Origin of the sequence: Bradyrhizobium pachyrhizi (assembly GCF_029714545.1) — a bacterium.
GTDB lineage: Bacteria > Pseudomonadota > Alphaproteobacteria > Rhizobiales > Xanthobacteraceae > Bradyrhizobium > Bradyrhizobium pachyrhizi.
Window position 1 is genome coordinate 8,813,243 of record NZ_CP121667.1, and the last position, 15,994, is coordinate 8,829,236.

The 15,994-nt window shown below is 65.2% G+C and carries 13 protein-coding genes; 4 read left to right on the forward strand and 9 right to left on the reverse strand.

Features of this window, described 5'->3' with window-relative positions; all coding sequences use genetic code 11:
• Nucleotides 1-100: 100 nt before the first annotated feature.
• The 4 genes from QA639_RS41520 to bioB all read right to left on the reverse strand — a co-directional run bounded on the left by QA639_RS41520 (nucleotide 101) and on the right by bioB (nucleotide 4,204).
• Nucleotides 101-1,363, reverse strand: coding sequence for an adenosylmethionine--8-amino-7-oxononanoate transaminase (locus tag QA639_RS41520; protein WP_283088915.1), 1,263 nt, complete (start codon nucleotides 1,361-1,363; stop codon nucleotides 101-103).
• The gene (gene bioD, locus QA639_RS41525; RefSeq protein WP_028335584.1) at nucleotides 1,360-1,992 is read right to left on the reverse strand and encodes a dethiobiotin synthase; all 633 of its coding nucleotides are present in this window, start codon (nucleotides 1,990-1,992) and stop codon (nucleotides 1,360-1,362) included. Before bioD ends, QA639_RS41520 begins: the two co-directional genes overlap by 4 nt.
• The gene (locus tag QA639_RS41530) at nucleotides 1,989-3,143 is read right to left on the reverse strand and encodes an 8-amino-7-oxononanoate synthase (RefSeq protein WP_028335583.1); all 1,155 of its coding nucleotides are present in this window, start codon (nucleotides 3,141-3,143) and stop codon (nucleotides 1,989-1,991) included. Before QA639_RS41530 ends, bioD begins: the two co-directional genes overlap by 4 nt.
• Nucleotides 3,144-3,208: 65 nt before the next feature.
• Nucleotides 3,209-4,204, reverse strand: a complete 996-nt coding sequence (gene bioB / locus QA639_RS41535; protein WP_283088916.1) for a biotin synthase BioB — start codon at nucleotides 4,202-4,204, stop codon at nucleotides 3,209-3,211.
• Between the two features lie 124 nt (nucleotides 4,205-4,328).
• On the opposite strand from bioB, the gene QA639_RS41540 reads away from it, so the two are divergent.
• Nucleotides 4,329-4,967 (forward strand): GntR family transcriptional regulator, encoded by a 639-nt coding sequence (locus tag QA639_RS41540; protein WP_028335581.1) that lies wholly within the window; start codon nucleotides 4,329-4,331, stop codon nucleotides 4,965-4,967.
• Nucleotides 4,968-5,244: 277 nt separating this feature from the next.
• Here the strand turns inward: QA639_RS41540 and greA are convergent, their stop codons facing one another.
• From greA to QA639_RS41560, 4 genes are all read right to left on the reverse strand, one after another.
• Nucleotides 5,245-5,727: a transcription elongation factor GreA gene (gene greA, locus QA639_RS41545; protein WP_050383382.1), complete on the reverse strand. Its 483-nt coding sequence runs from the start codon at nucleotides 5,725-5,727 to the stop codon at nucleotides 5,245-5,247.
• A 79-nt stretch (nucleotides 5,728-5,806) separates the two neighbouring features.
• Nucleotides 5,807-8,953 carry an efflux RND transporter permease subunit gene (locus QA639_RS41550; protein WP_050383383.1) on the reverse strand — a complete coding sequence of 1,049 codons (3,147 nt, stop codon included), beginning with the start codon at nucleotides 8,951-8,953 and terminating at the stop codon, nucleotides 5,807-5,809.
• Nucleotides 8,950-10,185 carry an efflux RND transporter periplasmic adaptor subunit gene (locus QA639_RS41555; protein ID WP_428841127.1) on the reverse strand — a complete coding sequence of 412 codons (1,236 nt, stop codon included), beginning with the start codon at nucleotides 10,183-10,185 and terminating at the stop codon, nucleotides 8,950-8,952. The genes QA639_RS41550 and QA639_RS41555 overlap by 4 nt, the downstream gene beginning before the upstream one ends.
• 352 nt (nucleotides 10,186-10,537) lie before the next feature.
• Complete coding sequence (locus QA639_RS41560) at nucleotides 10,538-11,674, reverse strand: hypothetical protein (protein WP_283088917.1); 1,137 nt, start codon at nucleotides 11,672-11,674, stop codon at nucleotides 10,538-10,540.
• A gap of 663 nt (nucleotides 11,675-12,337) precedes the next feature.
• Between QA639_RS41560 and QA639_RS41565 the strand changes: the two genes are divergently transcribed.
• The 3 genes from QA639_RS41565 (at nucleotide 12,338) to QA639_RS41575 (ending at nucleotide 14,426) form a co-directional block, all read left to right on the forward strand.
• Entirely contained in the window at nucleotides 12,338-13,450 is a 1,113-nt protein-coding gene (locus QA639_RS41565) for a helix-turn-helix transcriptional regulator (protein WP_157342587.1), read from the forward strand.
• Between the two features lie 154 nt (nucleotides 13,451-13,604).
• Nucleotides 13,605-13,910 (forward strand): hypothetical protein, encoded by a 306-nt coding sequence (locus tag QA639_RS41570; RefSeq protein ID WP_157342589.1) that lies wholly within the window; start codon nucleotides 13,605-13,607, stop codon nucleotides 13,908-13,910.
• Between the two features lie 3 nt (nucleotides 13,911-13,913).
• Nucleotides 13,914-14,426 carry a DUF1697 domain-containing protein gene (locus tag QA639_RS41575; protein ID WP_283088918.1) on the forward strand — a complete coding sequence of 171 codons (513 nt, stop codon included), beginning with the start codon at nucleotides 13,914-13,916 and terminating at the stop codon, nucleotides 14,424-14,426.
• A 172-nt stretch (nucleotides 14,427-14,598) separates the two neighbouring features.
• Here the strand turns inward: QA639_RS41575 and QA639_RS41580 are convergent, their stop codons facing one another.
• On the reverse strand, nucleotides 14,599-15,822 hold the full coding sequence (locus QA639_RS41580) for a threonine ammonia-lyase (protein WP_157342593.1): 1,224 nt from the start codon (nucleotides 15,820-15,822) through the stop codon (nucleotides 14,599-14,601).
• Nucleotides 15,823-15,994: the final 172 nt, after the last annotated feature.

Here is a 15,994-nt window from a genome sequence, read left to right on the forward strand (position 1 = left end):
GCCTGCGAGGGCACGCCGATGTCGTATGAGACCCCATCGCGGGCACCACGGCACGCGATGCACTCATCAATCCATGGACTTTTGGGTGCGAAGCGCGTCGTCAAGCCAGCGCGTCAGCCGCGCACCTGATCCCGTCGTAGATCTCCACGAGATCGGCTTCCGTCACGCAGTAGGGCGGCATGACGTAGATCGTGTTGCCGAGCGGCCGCAGCAGCAGGTTCCGGCGTTGGAAGAAGGCCTGAAGTTTTGGGCCGATGCCGGCGAGGTAGCCCGCATCGCTTGCCTTCAGGTCGAGTGCGGTGATGGTCCCGGTGCGGCGGACGTTTTCAAAGCGTGCATCGATACGGAATGGTGCGATCAGGCGCTCCTGCATCGCTGCAACCGAGGCGACGCGCTCGCCCGCGCCGTGTTGCCAGAGTTCGAGGTTGGCCCTTGCGGCGGCGCAGGCGACCGGGTTTGCCGTGTAGGAACTGGAATGGAAGAACGTGCGCGAACGATCGCTGGAATAATGCGCGTCGTAGATCTCGGCGCGGCACAGCGTCACCGCGAGCGGGAGCGACCCGCCGGTGAGGCCCTTCGAGTAACAGGCGATATCCGGGCTGACCTCGGCCTGCTCGCACGCGAACAAGGTGCCGGTCCGGCCCCAGCCGGTCATGACCTCGTCGGCGATGAACAACACGTTTGAAGCTTCACAGATGCGCTTCATCTCCTTCAGCACCCAGGCGGGATACATCAGCATCCCGCCCGCGCCCAGGATCAGCGGTTCGACGATGAACGCTGCCGCGGATTCCTTCCTGCACGCGGCTTCGAGCGCGTCGAGCGTCGTCTGTTCATAGCCGGGCGCCGGAAACGGGATCGACGCGACGTCGAACAGCAGCGACTCGTAAGCCTTGTTGAAGACGCCGCGCGCGCCGACCGACATCGTCCCGACCGTGTCGCCATGGTAGGAGTTTTCCATTACGATGATCTGCGTGCGCGTCGCGCCGATATTGTGCCAGTAGCCGAGCGCCATCTTCAGCGCCACTTCGACGCTGGTCGAGCCGGAATCGGAGAAGAACACGTAGTCGAGGCCAGGGGGCGCGAGCTTCACGAGCTGTGCCGCAACCTGTTCGGCCGGATCATGGGTATGACCGGCAAAGATGATCTGGTTGAGCTGTTCGGCCTGGTCCTGAATCGCGCGCACGATGTGCGGATGGCAATGGCCGTGGGTCACGACCCACCAGGATGCGATCGCATCGATGATGCGGCGATCATCCGCGGTGTAGAGATAGGCGCCCTCCCCACGCACGATCCTCGTCATCTCGCCGTGCAGCGCGTGCTGGGTGAACGGGTGCCAGATCGGCGACTTCCGAGCGGATGTCATGGATTGAAATCTTCCCGCCGGAACGACGCCTTGAACGCTGCCCGCAGCGTGTCTGCCGCAAGCGGAGCAAGCCAGGGCAACCGGCCCAGCCGGCGCACCTGCCCGATCTCGCAGATCGCGCGCTCGCTCTCGGGATTGCTCTCGCCGATGAATGCGATCCCGAGCATGTCGATCCCGCGCTTGCGCAGCGCCTCGACCGACAGCAGCGAGTGATTGATGGTGCCGAGCGCGGTGCGGGCGCAGAGCACGACCGGAAGGTGCCATCGCGCGAAGATGTCGATATAGAGCGTGCTGCCGTCGAGCGGCACCATCAACCCGCCGGCACCTTCGATCACCAGCGGCCGGTCCCCGACATCGGGCACGCCGAGCGCGGCAGCGTCGATGCGCACGCCGTCGAGTGCGGCCGACTGATGCGGCGAGGCGGGTGTTCGAAGCCGGTAGCGCTCCGGCACGATGCGATCGGCCGAAAGGCCGCCAAGCCGCACCACCAGTTGCGCGTCGGTCTCCTCTTCGAGGCCGGATTGAATCGGCTTCCAGTAGCTCGCGCCGAGGAAGGAGGCGAGGCCAGCGGAGAACACCGTCTTGCCGATCCCGGTATCGGTGCCGGTCACCACGATCCGGCCCGTCATTGCGACCAGCCGTTCGTCTCCGCGACGAGCGCGTCGAGCAGCGCGCGCACGTCCTCCTCGTCGACATTGAGGGTCAGCGCAATGCGCAACCGCGCGGTGCCCGCCGGCACGGTCGGCGGTCTGATGCCTCTGATATCGAAGCCGCGCGCCTGTAGTGCAGACGCCAGTTGCATCGCGCGCGCATTGTCGCCGACGATGTAGGGCACGATCTGCGAGCGCGACGGGCTGCGCCAACCGCGCAGGTCGAGCTCGCGATGCGTGAACGCGACCAGTTTCGCCAGGCGCTGCTGATGCCCGGGCTCCTGCTGCAGGATCAGCAGCGCCTCGCGCACGGCGACGGCCACAAGCGGCGACGGCGCGGTGGCGAAGATGAACGGGCGGCAACGATTGACCATGAAGTCGCGCAGCACGGTCGAGGCTGTGACCAGCGCGCCGGCGGCGCCCAGCGCCTTGCCGCAGGTATGAACGATCACGAGGTTCTCGCGCCCTTCATAAGGTGCAGTGTGCCCACGCCCCTGCTCGCCATAGACGCCGGTGCCGTGCGCCTCGTCCACCATCAGGAACGCGTCGTGTCGGTCCGCGATGGCGACGAGGTCGTCGAGCGGTGCGACGTCGCCATCCATGCTGTAGACGCTTTCGACCACGATCCAGACCCGGCCCGTGCCGCCCTCGGCGCGCCAGCCGCGAATGGTGTCTTCGACCGACCCGGGATCATTGTGCGCGCTGATCCGGAATTCGGCCCGGCCGGCCCGCGCGCCTTCATGGATGCTGGCGTGCACGAGAGAATCGAGCACCAGGAGGTCGCCGCGCTGCGGTAGCGTCGTCAGTACGGCGAAATTGGCGACGTAGCCGCCGCCGAAGAACAGCGCCGTCTCGGCCCTAAAGAACGCGGCGGCTTCGGCCTCGAGCCGTTCGTGCTCCTCGCAATTGCCGCGCAGCAGCCGCGACCCGCCGGCGCCGATCGGCGTGCCGGCATCGAGCGCGGCCGAGACCGCATTCTTAATGCGCGGCGCGCCCGCGAGCGCCAGATAGTCGTTCGAGACGAAATCGATGCCCGCGCGCGGCTTGAGACCGCGCAGCCGATCGGCCTTGCTCAGGGCGTGCAAGGCCGCGGCGTAATCAGCGACCTTGGCCGCGTGGATTGCGCTCATGCTTCTCTCTCAGATTTGTCGTTGGTCGCGCGGCGAATCCCGCCGCGCGCGTGCCGGAGCTGCGCTCAGGCGAGGGCGGAGTTGATGCCGAGCCGGTCCAGCAGATGGGCGTCGCGATCGCGCTGCGGGTTCCTGGTGGTCAGCAGCACATCGCCGATGAAGATCGAATTCGCGCCGGCGAGGAAGCACATCGCCTGCAGCTCGTCGGTCATGTATTGCCGTCCGGCCGACAGCCGCACCACGCTCTTCGGCATCATGATCCGCGCGGTGGCGACCAGACGCACCAGCGCGATCGGATCAGGCCGTTCCGCGGTGTCGTTGACCGGAACGCCTTTGACCTCATTCCACAGATTGATCGGCACGCTCTCCGGATGGCTGGGGAGATTGGCAAGCAGCATCAGCATGCCGAGCCGGTCATCGACCTGTTCACCCATGCCGATGATGCCGCCGCAGCAGACCTTGATGCCGGCGTCGCGCACATGCGCGAGCGTATCGATGCGGTCCTGCAGGGTGCGGGTGGTGATGATCTTGTCGTAGAACTCGGGCGAGGTGTCGACGTTGTGGTTGTAGAAATCGAGCCCGGCGTCGGAGAGACGCTCGGCCTGCTTTGGCGTCAGCATGCCGAGCGTGACGCAGGTTTCCATGCCCAGGCCCTTCACCGCGCTGACCATGTCGCAGACCTGATCGAGATCGCGGTCCTTCGGGCTGCGCCAGGCCGCGGCCATGCAGAAGCGGGTTGCGCCGGCGTCCTTGGCGCGCTGCGCGACCGCGACCACTTCGTCCCGCGGCATCAGGCGAGTGGCCTTCAGGCCGGTGTCGTAATGTGCGCTCTGCGAGCAGTAGCCGCAGTCTTCCGGGCAACCGCCGGTCTTGATGCTGAGCAGGCTCGCGGTTTCGACATGGTTCGGATTGAAGTTGGCGCGATGCACGCCTTGCGCCTGAAACATCAGGTCCGCGAACGGCAGGTTATAGAGTGCTTCAGCCTCGGTACGGTCCCAGGTCTTGCGGAGCGCTGCACTGGTGCGGCTGTCGGTCCGTTCGATTTCCACGACATCAACCATAGGGCTTGCTTTCTCGCTTGCTGTGGATCATAGATAATCTGAGATATTATCTATGATCTATGGACTTGGAACGATGCTAGCCGAGCCCGAACGCGCGCGCACCCGTTTTTTCGATAGATAATCTATGACAAACGAGAGCGAGAACACGACCACCGCGAGGCGCATCGCCGAAGCGATCGGAGAGCGCATCATCAGCGGCGAATTGCTGCCGGACGCGCCGCTGCGGCAGGACCATGTCGCGCGCGAATTCCATTCGAGCCACGTCCCGGTGCGCGAGGCGTTCAGGCAATTGGAGGCGCAGCATCTCGTCGTTGCGGTGCCGCGACGCGGGGTGCGGGTCGCCCCGCTCGACACCAGGTCGGTGAAGGAAATCGCCGAGATGCGCGCCGCGCTCGAAGTGGTCGCGTTGCGCAATGCCGCCCCCAGGCTCACATCGGCGCATCTGGCACGGATCGAACTCGCCATGATCGAAGGCGACAATGCCGAGACCGTGCAGGATTTCGAGATGGCCAATCGCGCCTTCCATCATGCGCTGGTGGCGCCCTGCGCGATGCCGCGGCTGCTCGCCAGCCTCGACGGCCTGCAGCTTGCGAATTCGCGGCTGGTGTTCGCAATGGCGCGCAACGCCGGGTGGCGGCCGCGGCCGAGCCAGGATCATCGCGTGATCCTGCAGGCGCTGCGCGCCCGCAACATCGAACAAGCCTGCAGCCTGCTGGCGCGGCATATTCAAACCATCGAGCGGCTTGCCCTGCCGGCGGCGTGATCACTTTGCTCCGAGTCGAGCGATGGACTCCGGTTCACCTCGCCCCGCGTGCAGGGAGAGGCATAGGCCGCCTTCGACGGCCGTTCCCAAGAACGCCGAAGCAAGGCTTCGGCTATGACGCATCGGCAGATGCGTTCCGGGTGAGGGGGAGTCTCCGCGCGAGTATCTGTCTCCGTGTGTGCGGAGGCAGCCCCTCACCCCAACCCTCTCCCCATGAGAACGGGGCGAGGTGGCGCGCCGCCTTTGCGACCGCCATTCAATCCAATCCCATCACTCTCTAAGCGATCGCGACGATCTCCAGCTCCTGATCGCCCGAGCCTGCGACGTCGCCCAGGGCTTTGCCCATCAGCGACCTCGCCACCGGCGAGACAAAGGAAATCGAGCCTGCCTTTGGATCGGCTTCATCCTCGCCGACAATGCGATAGGTCTGCACCCGCCCGTCGGCGCGGCTGAAAGTTACCGTGCTGCCGAAGGCGACGGTTTCGGTGGAAGCAGGGTCAGGCACGACCTGCGCGGTGCGGAGCCGCTCCGTGAGATAGCGCGCGTCGCGCAGTGGGGCCGCCGACTGCCGCCGCCGTTCGTTGACGTCCTCGAGCTGCTGCGCAGTCTCGTAAGCCTCGCGCGCCTCCTGAAGATGGCGCTCCAACGCTCTCCGTCCGGCTTCGGTCACCAGGTTGGGATGCGGCGAAATGGGGCGGTCCGGCAACAGCGTTTCCGACGCCGTCTCGGCACTTTCTTCCTTGGTGAAGGCAACGCTCAATCCAGAACTCCATCGATGAGGCCAGCAGCATAGACCCGCCCCACGCGCCCCCCTAATGCGCGAAGGGATTAGGCGCGATCTAATGCGAGGCAGGCTGTTCCGCCTTGCTCCGTCTGCCGAAGCGGTTCTTTACACCCTCGCGCCAGCCCTGGAAGGTGACGAACAGCATCGGCACCAGGAAGATGCCGACCGAGCTTGCGGCGAGCATACCGCCGAACACCGCGGTGCCGACCGCGCGGCGGCTGATTTCCGCGGCACCGGTCGCGACCACCAGCGGCACCAAGCCGAGGATGAAGGCAATTGATGTCATCATGACGGCGCGGAAGCGCATCTGCGCGCCCATCGTCGCGGCCTCCGTGATCGGCTTGCCGGCCTCGCGCTGCTCCTTGGCGAACTCGACGATCAGGATCCCGTTCTTGGCGGCGAGCGCGATCAGCACCACGAGGCCGATCTGGCCGTAGAGATCGAGGTTCAGACCCGCGAGCTTGATCGCAAGATAGGAACCGAACACGCCGACCGTGACCGACAGCAGCACGGGAATCGGGATCGTCCAGCTCTCATACAGCGCGACCAGGAACAGATAGGCAAATAGCACCGCGAGCCCGAGGATGATGCCGGTCTGGCCGGAGGCCGCCTGCTCCTGATAGGCCGTGCCGGTCCACTCGTAGGAATAGCCGGAAGGCAGCGTCGACTTGGAGAGGTCGGCCATCGTCGCGATCGCGGTGCCCGAGGACACGCCCGCCGCCGGGCTGCCGTTCACGGTGACCGAACGATAATTGTTGTAGCGCGTGATCACCTGCGGTCCGGTCACGATGCGCAAGGACGCGATGGAGCGGATCGGCACCATCTCGCCGCCGCTGTTGCGCACATAGATCTGCCAGATGTCGGGAATGTCGCGGCGATCGGCGGCATCTCCCTGCACATTGACCTGCCAGGTACGGCCGAACAGGTTGAAGTTGTTGACATAGATGCCGCCGAGCGTGGCCTGCAGCGCGGTGAAGACGTCGGCCATGTTGAGGCCGAGCGCCTGCGCCTTGGCGCGATCGATATCGAGATAGACCGACGGGTTGGTCGCGGTGAAGGTCGAGAACACGCGGGCCAGATTCGGATTGCGGTTCGCAGCACCGATCAGCCCGCCCATCACGCTGCTGAGCGAGGCCGGATCCTGCCCTTCCAGCGCCTCGAGCTGATATTCGAAGCCGCCGGAGGTCGAGAGCCCGATGATCGGCGGCAGGTTGAACGGCAGCACCGAAGCCTGGCGAATCTGCGATCCCCCGACGAAGGTCTGCCCGATCGCAGCCTGCACCGAGTCGGTGACGGCCTTGCGGTCGGCGAACGCCTTCATGCGCGCCACCATGAATGCCGAATTCGGCTCGCTGGCTCCGTCGAGCAGCGAGAAGCCGATGATCGACAGCACATGGTCGATCGCCGGATTCTTCTTCAAGAGCGCCTCGACCTGCTTGGTGACCTCGCTGGTGCGTGCCACCGACGCGCCGTCGGGCAATTGCACCGCGATGAAGAAGGCGCCCTGATCCTCCTCGGGCAGGAAGCCGGTCGGCGTGATCTTCGACACGCCGAACACCGCGCCGGCAAACACCAGCACCGCAACCAGCGACAGCACCGCCACACGAACCAGGCGTTGCACCACGCCGGCGTAGCGGTCGCGTACCCAGTCGATGCTGCCGAGCACCCGTCCCATGATGCCCCGGCGCGGCCCGCCATGACGCAGGAACACGGCGCACAGTGCCGGCGACAAGGTCAGCGCATTCAGCGCCGAGATCACCATCGCGGCGCTGATCGTCACCGCGAACTGGCGGAACAGCGTGCCGGAAATGCCCGGGATGAACGCGATCGGCACGAACACCGAGAGCAGCACAAGCGAGATCGCGATGATCGGCGCGGTGATCTGCGCCATCGCCTTCTTGGTGGCGTCGGCCGGCGACAGCTCCGGCTCCTCCTCCATGACGCGCTCGACGTTCTCGACCACGACGATGGCGTCGTCGACCACGATGCCGATCGCCAGCACCATCGCCAGCAGCGAGACCGTATTGGCGGAATAGCCGAGCGCGAGCAGCACCGCGAAGGCGCCGATCAGGCTGACCGGAACCGCGACCGCCGGGATCACCGTGGCGCGCAGATTGCCGAGGAACAGGAACACCACGATCACGACGAGCACGAAGGCCTCGCCGAGCGTCTTCATCACCTCCTTGATCGTATCGGACACGAAGGTGGTGGAGTCGTACTGCACGAGATAGGTCAGCCCCGGCGGAAACCGCTCCGACAACCGCGCAAGCGTGGCCTGCACCGCCTTGGCCGTGGTCACGGCATTGGCGCCGGGCGCGAGATAGATGCCCATCGGCACGCCGGGATTGCCGTCGATCCGCGACTCCGAATCCATGTTCTGCGCGCCGATCTCGACGCGAGCAACGTCCCTGATCCGCAGCACCGATCCGTCCGGATTGGCCCGCAGCACGATGTCGCCGAACTGCTTGGATGTCGTCAGGCGGCCCTGCGTCTGCACATTGAACTGGAACTGCTGGTCGTTGCTGATCGGACGCGCGCCGATGCGGCCGACCGGTGCCTGCACGCTTTGCGCCCGGATCGCGGCGATCACGTCCGACGGCGCCAGATTGAGGCTGGTCAGGCGCTGGGTATCGAACCAGATCCGCATCGAATAGTTCAGCTTCGCGAACAGCGAGGCTTGTCCGACGCCAGGCGTGCGCGAGATCGCGTCCAGCACGTTGATGATAGCGTAGTTGGTGATGAACAGCGGATCCTGATCGCCGCTCTTGCTGTACAGCACGATGAATTGCAGCACTGCCGAGGATTTCTTCTGCACGGTCAGGCCCTGCGCCTGCACCTCGGTCGGCAATTGCGCGAGCGCGCTCTGCACGCGGTTGTTGACGTTGACGGTGTTGATATCGGGATCGGTGCCGAGCGCGAACGAGACCGTCAGCGTGTAGCTGCCGTCATTGCCGCTGGTCGACTTCATGTAGAGCATCTTGTCGACGCCCACGACCTGCGCTTCCAGCGGCTGGGCGACGCTCGATTCCACCACTTCAGCCGATGCGCCGGGAAACACGGCGGAGACCGTGACCTGCGGCGGCACGATGTCCGGGAACTGCGCGACCGGAATCTGCATCAGCGCCAGCGCGCCCGCGATTGTGATCACGAACGCGATGACGATCGCAAGCCGCGGACGATCGACGAAGACGGCAGAAATCATGGGTTATTGCCCGTCGATTTCGGCGTGTTGCCGGCGCCGCCGTCCGCCGAAACCTTCATGCTCGACTGGATCAGCGCGCTGACGGGCCCCGGCGCCACCACCTCGCCCGGCTTGACCTTCTGCACCCCCTCGACGACGACCTTGTCGCCGAGCGAGATGCCGCTCGTCACCGCCGCAATCGTTGCGGTCGATTGCCCAAGCTGGATCCGCCTTTGCTCGGCCTTGTTGTCCGCGCCGACGACATAGACATATTCGCCCTGCTGGTCCGACAGCACCGCCGAACGCGGGATCGCGAGCACCTCGACCGGCTGCACGCCTTCGAGGAGAACGGTCACGAACTCATTGTCGGTGAGTTCGCGGACCGAGCCGCCGGCTGCGACGGAGGTGTAGGTTGACGGGTTGGGGATGACGCCGCGCAGGGAGATGGTGTCGGTGTTCTGCGCGATCGTGTTGTTGACGAAGTTCAGCTCGCCGGTCTTGTCGTAGAGCCGGCCGTCCGGCAACCGCAGGCGGATGACGACGGCCTTGAAGCCACCGCGCGTCGCATAACGGTCGCGCAGATCGAGCGCCTCGCGCACCGGCACGGGAAAGGTAACATACATCGGGTCCTGGCTGACGATGGTCGTCAGGGTTCCCGAGCTCGGCGTCACGACGTTGCCCTCGGTGACCGCGGTGCGTCCGATCCTGCCGTCGATCGGCGAGTGGATCATGGTGTAGTCGAGATTGATCTGGGACAGGTCGACCTGCGCCTGCGCGGCCTGCACCTGCGCCTCGAGGCTCTGCTGGTTGGCGACCGCCGCATCAACATTGGATTGCTGGCCGGCCGGGCCGCCCATCAGGGCCTTGGCGCGATCGGTGGTCAGCTTGGCGTTGACCAGCGTCGCCTGCAACTGGGCGACCTGTGCCTTCTTCGATGCGAGATCGGCTTCGAACGGGCCGCGCTCGAGCTGATACAAGAGATCACCGGCCTTGACCTCGGAGCCCTCGACAAAGTTCCGCTTGTCCAGGAACGCGGTCACACGCGCCACCACGTTGACGCGGTTGGGGGCCTCGATGCGTCCGAGAAATTCATTGGTTTCGGTGATCGGCCGCTTCACCGCCTCGAACACGCCCACGGCAGGAGGCCCGGGCGGCCCCGCCTGGGCATGGGCCGCTGATACTCCCGCCGCCATTAGTCCCGCCGATACGAGAAGCCCTGCCAAGCCACCGAGCATGCGTTCCGTACCACTCATGCAGTCCAACCCTTCGGTTACCAACAGACGCTACGAGACCGATATGACGTCGAGTTCCCTCAGACCCGAAGGTCAGGATGGGCAGGTGCGTTGCAGCAGATCATAACGCGGCCAATCCGACAATGCTGTAAGCTGATCGCTCTTGTTCCAGCGATCTCGGCTGAAGGACAGTTCTGAGAAACGTCGCGGCGCTGCAATCGCACCGCGATTGCGACCGCCGTCCAGCGCGGGGCATGCCGCGGACACCGAAAACTCCCGGCAATGTGATGCAAATGAGCGCTACCTCGATATGGTCGGAGCTCAGCTCTGCGCGTGGTCGACGACGGATCGGGCGCGGCCGCGGACCGAGCGCTCACAGCGCGATGGCGCCCTTCAAACGAGACGTCTGTTGATAGAGAGGCGACGCAAGGTGCTCGTACAGCCAAGGCCTTGCACGCTTGCCGCTGACCTCGTGCACGCCGTCGAAAACGTCGATGTCGATCAAATGCGGATGGCCTGACGATGCGTAGACCGACCGCATCTCCGCGAACTTCTCATCCCGCCCGAGCTCCATCGCGTTTGCACCGTCACGATTGCCAATCTCGGCGAACAGCGGACATGGACAAAGCAGATATGCCAGATCGGCGCCGGCGTATTTGGCGCGGCCGTTGCTGAAATGGATGTAGGCCGCAAGTTCGACGCCGAGATTCCTGGTGATCACGGATGACATCAGGAACTTCTTCTCGTCGCGCATATATCCCGACACGACAGTCGGCCGCATCTGCCCGGTCGCGGCTTCCAGATGCAGCGCGAGAAAGGCGCCCCAGGACACCCCGTAGACGCCGACATTCAAACCCGACGCGCCGGTGAGCTTCCTGCAAACGATTTCGCCGGCGTCGAGCGATGCGCATGACACGTTGTGGGCGGAGACACCGTGCGATGCCAGCATCGCGGCGATGTTGTTCTGGCTCTCCTGATTTCCGATCTGGATGATGTAAGGACACCAGACGACGTAGCCGTCCCGACATAGCCGTTTGCCGAGCGCGTTCATGTAGTCCTTGTCGGCATCGTCGAAGCAGCGCTCCGGCGTGCTCGCCATGCCGTGGCCGAGCAGGATCAATCCCTTGAATTCTCCGCCGGGAATTCCAAGACATCCGCGCACCGGCACGCCGCATTCCAGATCGAACTCGACCTTCACGACCGAGAAGCCATCCTCGGGCGCGCGCCAGAGAACCCGGATCTCGTCGTGCGACGGCCGATAAAGCCGCCGCGCCCGGAACAGAGATCGCATCTCTCCGCGAATCTCCGAACCGGTGGCGACCGCGTGCAGCCTGCCGCTTGCCGCAATATCGAACAACGACCGGCAGAACTGATCGTAGCCAAGGGTCGGCAAGTCGACATTCGCGCATGATCCCTGGCAATGGCCCAGCGCCAACCCCTCGTTGCCGGCCCGCGACGAGGGGCCGACCAGCGTCATCAACAATCCGGAAAGCGCCCTGCGGCTGATCATCGGCTCTCCCCGAGCCGACGATGGCTCGCATAAATGTCAGAGGTGGCCGCTCACAACGCGATGAGACGCGGTTTGAATCGTCATCGCGCTTAGGCCGCCCCTTAGGCATGATCCTTTTCGGACTTCGCACTTTTCCGGATCATGCCCTAGCTGGCGCCACGGATTGCGCGGATACAAATTAAAGGATGTTCATGCTCGAACGATCGCGTGCAGCGTTGCAAATGTGTGACGCCGACGGGGCTGGCGCAGCGCCAGTCACGCCAATCAGGTTTCGAGATGCTTCGGAATATTTCCACCTGTCACGCAGCTTCGATTTCGCCACACGCGGCGATGATCGTCGGGCCTTGATTATCGAGCCTTCCTCAAGTCTCTATCGAGACTCTATCAAGTCTTGGGCCTGCCCCCGCCGACCTGGCATCGGCCTTCGAATTCGTCGTCCGGGCGCCGGCGGCCGCGCACCGGGTCGCAGCCGAGCGAGCAAGGCTCTACGCGCCCGCGCGAAAATCGCGAAAAAGAGCGGCGAAAACGCCGGAATTCCCCCCCGATGCGCGTGAACGCGCACCGGAATAACCCGGACTCGTGGCTCGGGCTGAATTGCTTTACGCAATATTTCCGGGGCCGCCGGGTTTATCTATTGGGCAACAACAGTTTTTGGAATGACCGATGGCGAACGACCTGCACGAGCATCTGATTGAACTGGCCTATGAGGCCGCGGTTGTCCCCGAATTGTGGCCGAATGTCCTGCATCAGGTCGGTGCGATCGCGCGTGCGCGCGGTATCGTGCTGCTGACGGCGGCCCCGCACGACGTCCGCTGGGTCGCATCCCCCGACATGCACGACGACACCGTGGCCTATGTCGAAGGCGGCTGGCACGAGCGCAACGGGCGATTGCCGCGCTTGCTCGCGGCCAACCATGCCGGCTTCCTGCGCGACATCGACGTGTTCGATACGCCCGAGGAGGTGCAGCAGGATTTCCAGATCCGCGAATTCTTCCGCCCGCGCGGGCTCGGATGGGGCGCCGGTACCGCGATCCCGGTGCCGAGCGGCGACGTGCTGATCTACAGCGTCGAGCGCGAATACCAGCACGGACCGATCGAGCGGGAGGCAATCGAGCAGCTCGACGCGCTGCGGCCGCATCTGGCGCGCGCCGCGCTGCTGTCGGCGCGGCTGGGGATGGAGCGCGCCAGGGCGGCAACCGAATCGCTGGCGATGCTCGGCCTGCCCGCGGCAGTGCTGCGGCGCGGTGGCCGCCTGATGGCGGCCAACACGCTGTTCGACCGCCTGGTGCCCGACGTGATGCAGGATCGCGGCGAGCGCCTGACGCTGGCGTCGACGGCTGCCGACACGCTGTTCGCCCAGGCGCTGGCCGCGCTTGATCAAGGACTGATCAGCGTGGAGGTGCGCTCGGTGCCGATCGCGGCGCAGGAGGATCGGCCACCGCTGATCGTGCATCTGGTCCCGATCCACGGCGCGGCGCGCGACCTGTTCGACCGCGCGGCGGCGATCGTGATCGTAACGCCGGTGGTGCCGGCCGAGGTGCCGACCGCGGAAGTGCTGCAGGGCCTGTTCGACCTGACGCCCGCGGAGGCGCGCGTCGCGCGCGGCATCGGCGAAGGACGCACCGTCGAGGCAATCGCCGGCGCATTCGGCATCTCCCGCGAAACGGTGCGCAACCAGCTCAAGGCAGTGCTGGCCAAGACCGGACTGGGCCGGCAGGTGGAGCTGGCCGGACTGCTCGCCGGCGCGAAGGTGCCGCCGGGGTCGTCAGGAGACTAGCGCACGCCGCGCAAGCCTCGGTGCAGGGGTCGATGCGATCCTCCGGGAATTCGCAAAAGGATCGCATGTTCAAACGGTACCGGTTACGCTAGGGGTAGCTCCCCTCCCTCCGCGCGCCCCGCCCGGCGCATGTCCAGTCAATGAGTGCAACTGAATGGCCGAAGCCGACCTCGACGCCGTCATCCGGCAAACCGCAAAAGCGCAGACCAAGGCCGTGATGGCGGCTGCCAAGAAACGCCAGGCCGTCTGGGTCACGCGCGCCGCCAGGGCCAAGGACAAGGAGGCCAAGGCACGCTTCCGCTTCCTGGCCAAGAGCACGATGCTGAACGCAACCGCGACCGCCAAGAGGTTGCAGAATTCGGCCGAGAACGCCGCCGACGCCTATGCCCGCGCCATGAAGAAGGCGATGGAAGAGCCGCCGCCGGCCAAGACGCCTGCGAAGAAGAAAGCCGACGGCTAGTCGATGCCGCGTTACGTCGCCCTGCTGCGCGCGGTCAATGTCGGCGGCACCGGCAAGCTGCCGATGACCGAGTTGAAGGCGATGTGCGTCGACGAGGGATTTGCCGACGCGCAGACCTATATCGCCAGCGGCAATGTCGTGTTCTCCTCGAAGCTCGGCGCGGCCAAGGTCAAGGCCACGCTGGAACGGCGGCTGCAGGCCTATGCCGGCAAGCCGGTCGGCGTCGTCGTCCGCAGCGCGGACGAGATCGCCGCGGTGCTGAAGGCCAATCCGTTTCCGAAAGCGCCGCCGAACTATACTGTCGCGATCTTCCTCGACGAGCCGCCGCCGAAGGACGCCTTGAAGGACATCAAGGGCCAGCAGGACGAAGAGGTGCGGCTCGGCAAGCGCGAGATCTACGTCGCCTATGGCAGCGGCATGGGCCGCTCGAAGCTGAAGATCCCCGCCGCCGCCAAGGGCACCGCGCGCAACATCAACACCATCGCCAAGCTCGCCGAGCTGGCGGCGGGTGAGTGAGCAATCAGCCCCATTCGCCTAGTGAACCGTCATCTTGGGGAGCGCGCACTTGCGCGCGTCTCGAAGATGCACGGCACGGCCGGTGGCCGATTCATCCTTCGAGACGGCCGCTTCGCGGCTCCTCAGGATGACGGGTTAGACATTTCAGTTCGTGGCAGATAGCGCGAAGTCGCTAGGTTTCCCGCACCGCGAATCCTTCGGCGCTGAGCCTTGCCAGCACGTCCTCCAGATGGGCGCGGTCGCGGGTTTCGATCACGAGCTCGAGCAGCGTCGCCTTCGCCGGAAGATCGGAGAAGGTGCGCTGATGCGAGACCTCGATGATATTGGCGCCGGCGTCGGCAAGCAGGATCGACACCGCCGCGAGCTGTCCGGGCCGGTCGACGATGTCGAGCGCCAGTTGCGTCAGCCGTCCCTCGCGGGCGAGCTCGCGGGTCAGGACCGAGGCGATCAGCCTGGTGTCGATATTGCCGCCGGTCAGCACCAGGCCGACATTGCGACCCGCAAACCGCTCGGGAGCTGCGAGCACCGCCGCGAGGCCGGCCGCGCCGGCGCCCTCGACCACCGTCTTCTCGATCGAGATCAGGGTTGCGACCGCGCGCTCGATCTGGTCCTCGCTGACCAGGATGATGTCGTCGACGAGCTCACGGACGATTTTCGTGGTGATCTGCCCGGGCGCCTTGACCGCAATGCCCTCGGCGAGCGTGTCGCCGCGCATCGGCAGCTGCTCGCCTTTGACCGCATTGTACATTGACGGATAGAGCTGGGCCTGCACGCCGACGACCCGGACCGACGGCTTCAGCGCCTTCGCGGCCGTGGCGATGCCCGAGATCAGCCCGCCGCCGCCGATCGGTACCACCAGGATATCGAGCTCCGGCACCGTCGCGAGCATTTCAAGTCCGATCGTGCCCTGTCCTGCAATGATCAGCGGATCGTCATAGGGATGGATCAGGATCAGGCCCTTCTGCGCGGCATGCGAGCCGACGAACGCGAAGCATTCTTCCAGCGTCTGCCCGGTGATGATGACCTCGGCGCCGTGCCGCCTGGTGTTCTCGATCTTCACCATCGGCGTCCCGATCGGCATCACGATGGTGGCGGGGATACCGAGCCGCTTCGCGTGATAGGCCACGCCCTGGGCGTGATTGCCGGCCGACATCGCGATTACCCCGCGCTTGCGCTCCGCGGGCGACAGCGCCTGCAGGCGATTCAGCGCGCCGCGCTCCTTGAAGGTCGCGGTGAACTGCAGGTTCTCGAATTTGAGGAACAGGCGACAGCCGCAGATCTCGCCCAGCGTGCGGCTCTCGTTGCAGGCCGTGACCATGACCGCATCCCGGATCACATCCGCGGCACGGCGTATGTCGGCAAGGGTGATGGCGGCGGTGTCGGAAGGCTGCGGCATCGGGTTTCGCTTTGGTCCGTTTCGTCAGACGGAACCTAGCGGGTTTCGGCGCCGAAAACGACCGCGCAGAGCATGATCCGGAAAAGTGCGAAGCGGTTTTCCGGAAAGATCATGCTTAAACAACGAGCTAGAGCGCGATGACGATTCAACCTGATCTCATCGCGCTTTAGCG

Coding starts and splice junctions, on each gene's coding strand:
- QA639_RS41520 (WP_283088915.1), bottom strand. CDS start 1,363: ATGACATCCGCTCGGAAGTCGCCGATCTGGCACCCGTTCACCCAGCAC.
- bioD (WP_028335584.1), bottom strand. CDS start 1,992: ATGACGGGCCGGATCGTGGTGACCGGCACCGATACCGGGATCGGCAAG.
- QA639_RS41530 (WP_028335583.1), bottom strand. CDS start 3,143: ATGAGCGCAATCCACGCGGCCAAGGTCGCTGATTACGCCGCGGCCTTG.
- bioB (WP_283088916.1), bottom strand. CDS start 4,204: ATGGTTGATGTCGTGGAAATCGAACGGACCGACAGCCGCACCAGTGCA.
- QA639_RS41540 (WP_028335581.1), top strand. CDS start 4,329: ATGACAAACGAGAGCGAGAACACGACCACCGCGAGGCGCATCGCCGAA.
- QA639_RS41550 (WP_050383383.1), bottom strand. CDS start 8,953: ATGATTTCTGCCGTCTTCGTCGATCGTCCGCGGCTTGCGATCGTCATC.
- QA639_RS41555 (WP_428841127.1), bottom strand. CDS start 10,185: ATGAGTGGTACGGAACGCATGCTCGGTGGCTTGGCAGGGCTTCTCGTA.
- QA639_RS41560 (WP_283088917.1), bottom strand. CDS start 11,674: ATGATCAGCCGCAGGGCGCTTTCCGGATTGTTGATGACGCTGGTCGGC.
- QA639_RS41565 (WP_157342587.1), top strand. CDS start 12,338: ATGGCGAACGACCTGCACGAGCATCTGATTGAACTGGCCTATGAGGCC.
- QA639_RS41570 (WP_157342589.1), top strand. CDS start 13,605: ATGGCCGAAGCCGACCTCGACGCCGTCATCCGGCAAACCGCAAAAGCG.
- QA639_RS41575 (WP_283088918.1), top strand. CDS start 13,914: ATGCCGCGTTACGTCGCCCTGCTGCGCGCGGTCAATGTCGGCGGCACC.
- QA639_RS41580 (WP_157342593.1), bottom strand. CDS start 15,822: ATGCCGCAGCCTTCCGACACCGCCGCCATCACCCTTGCCGACATACGC.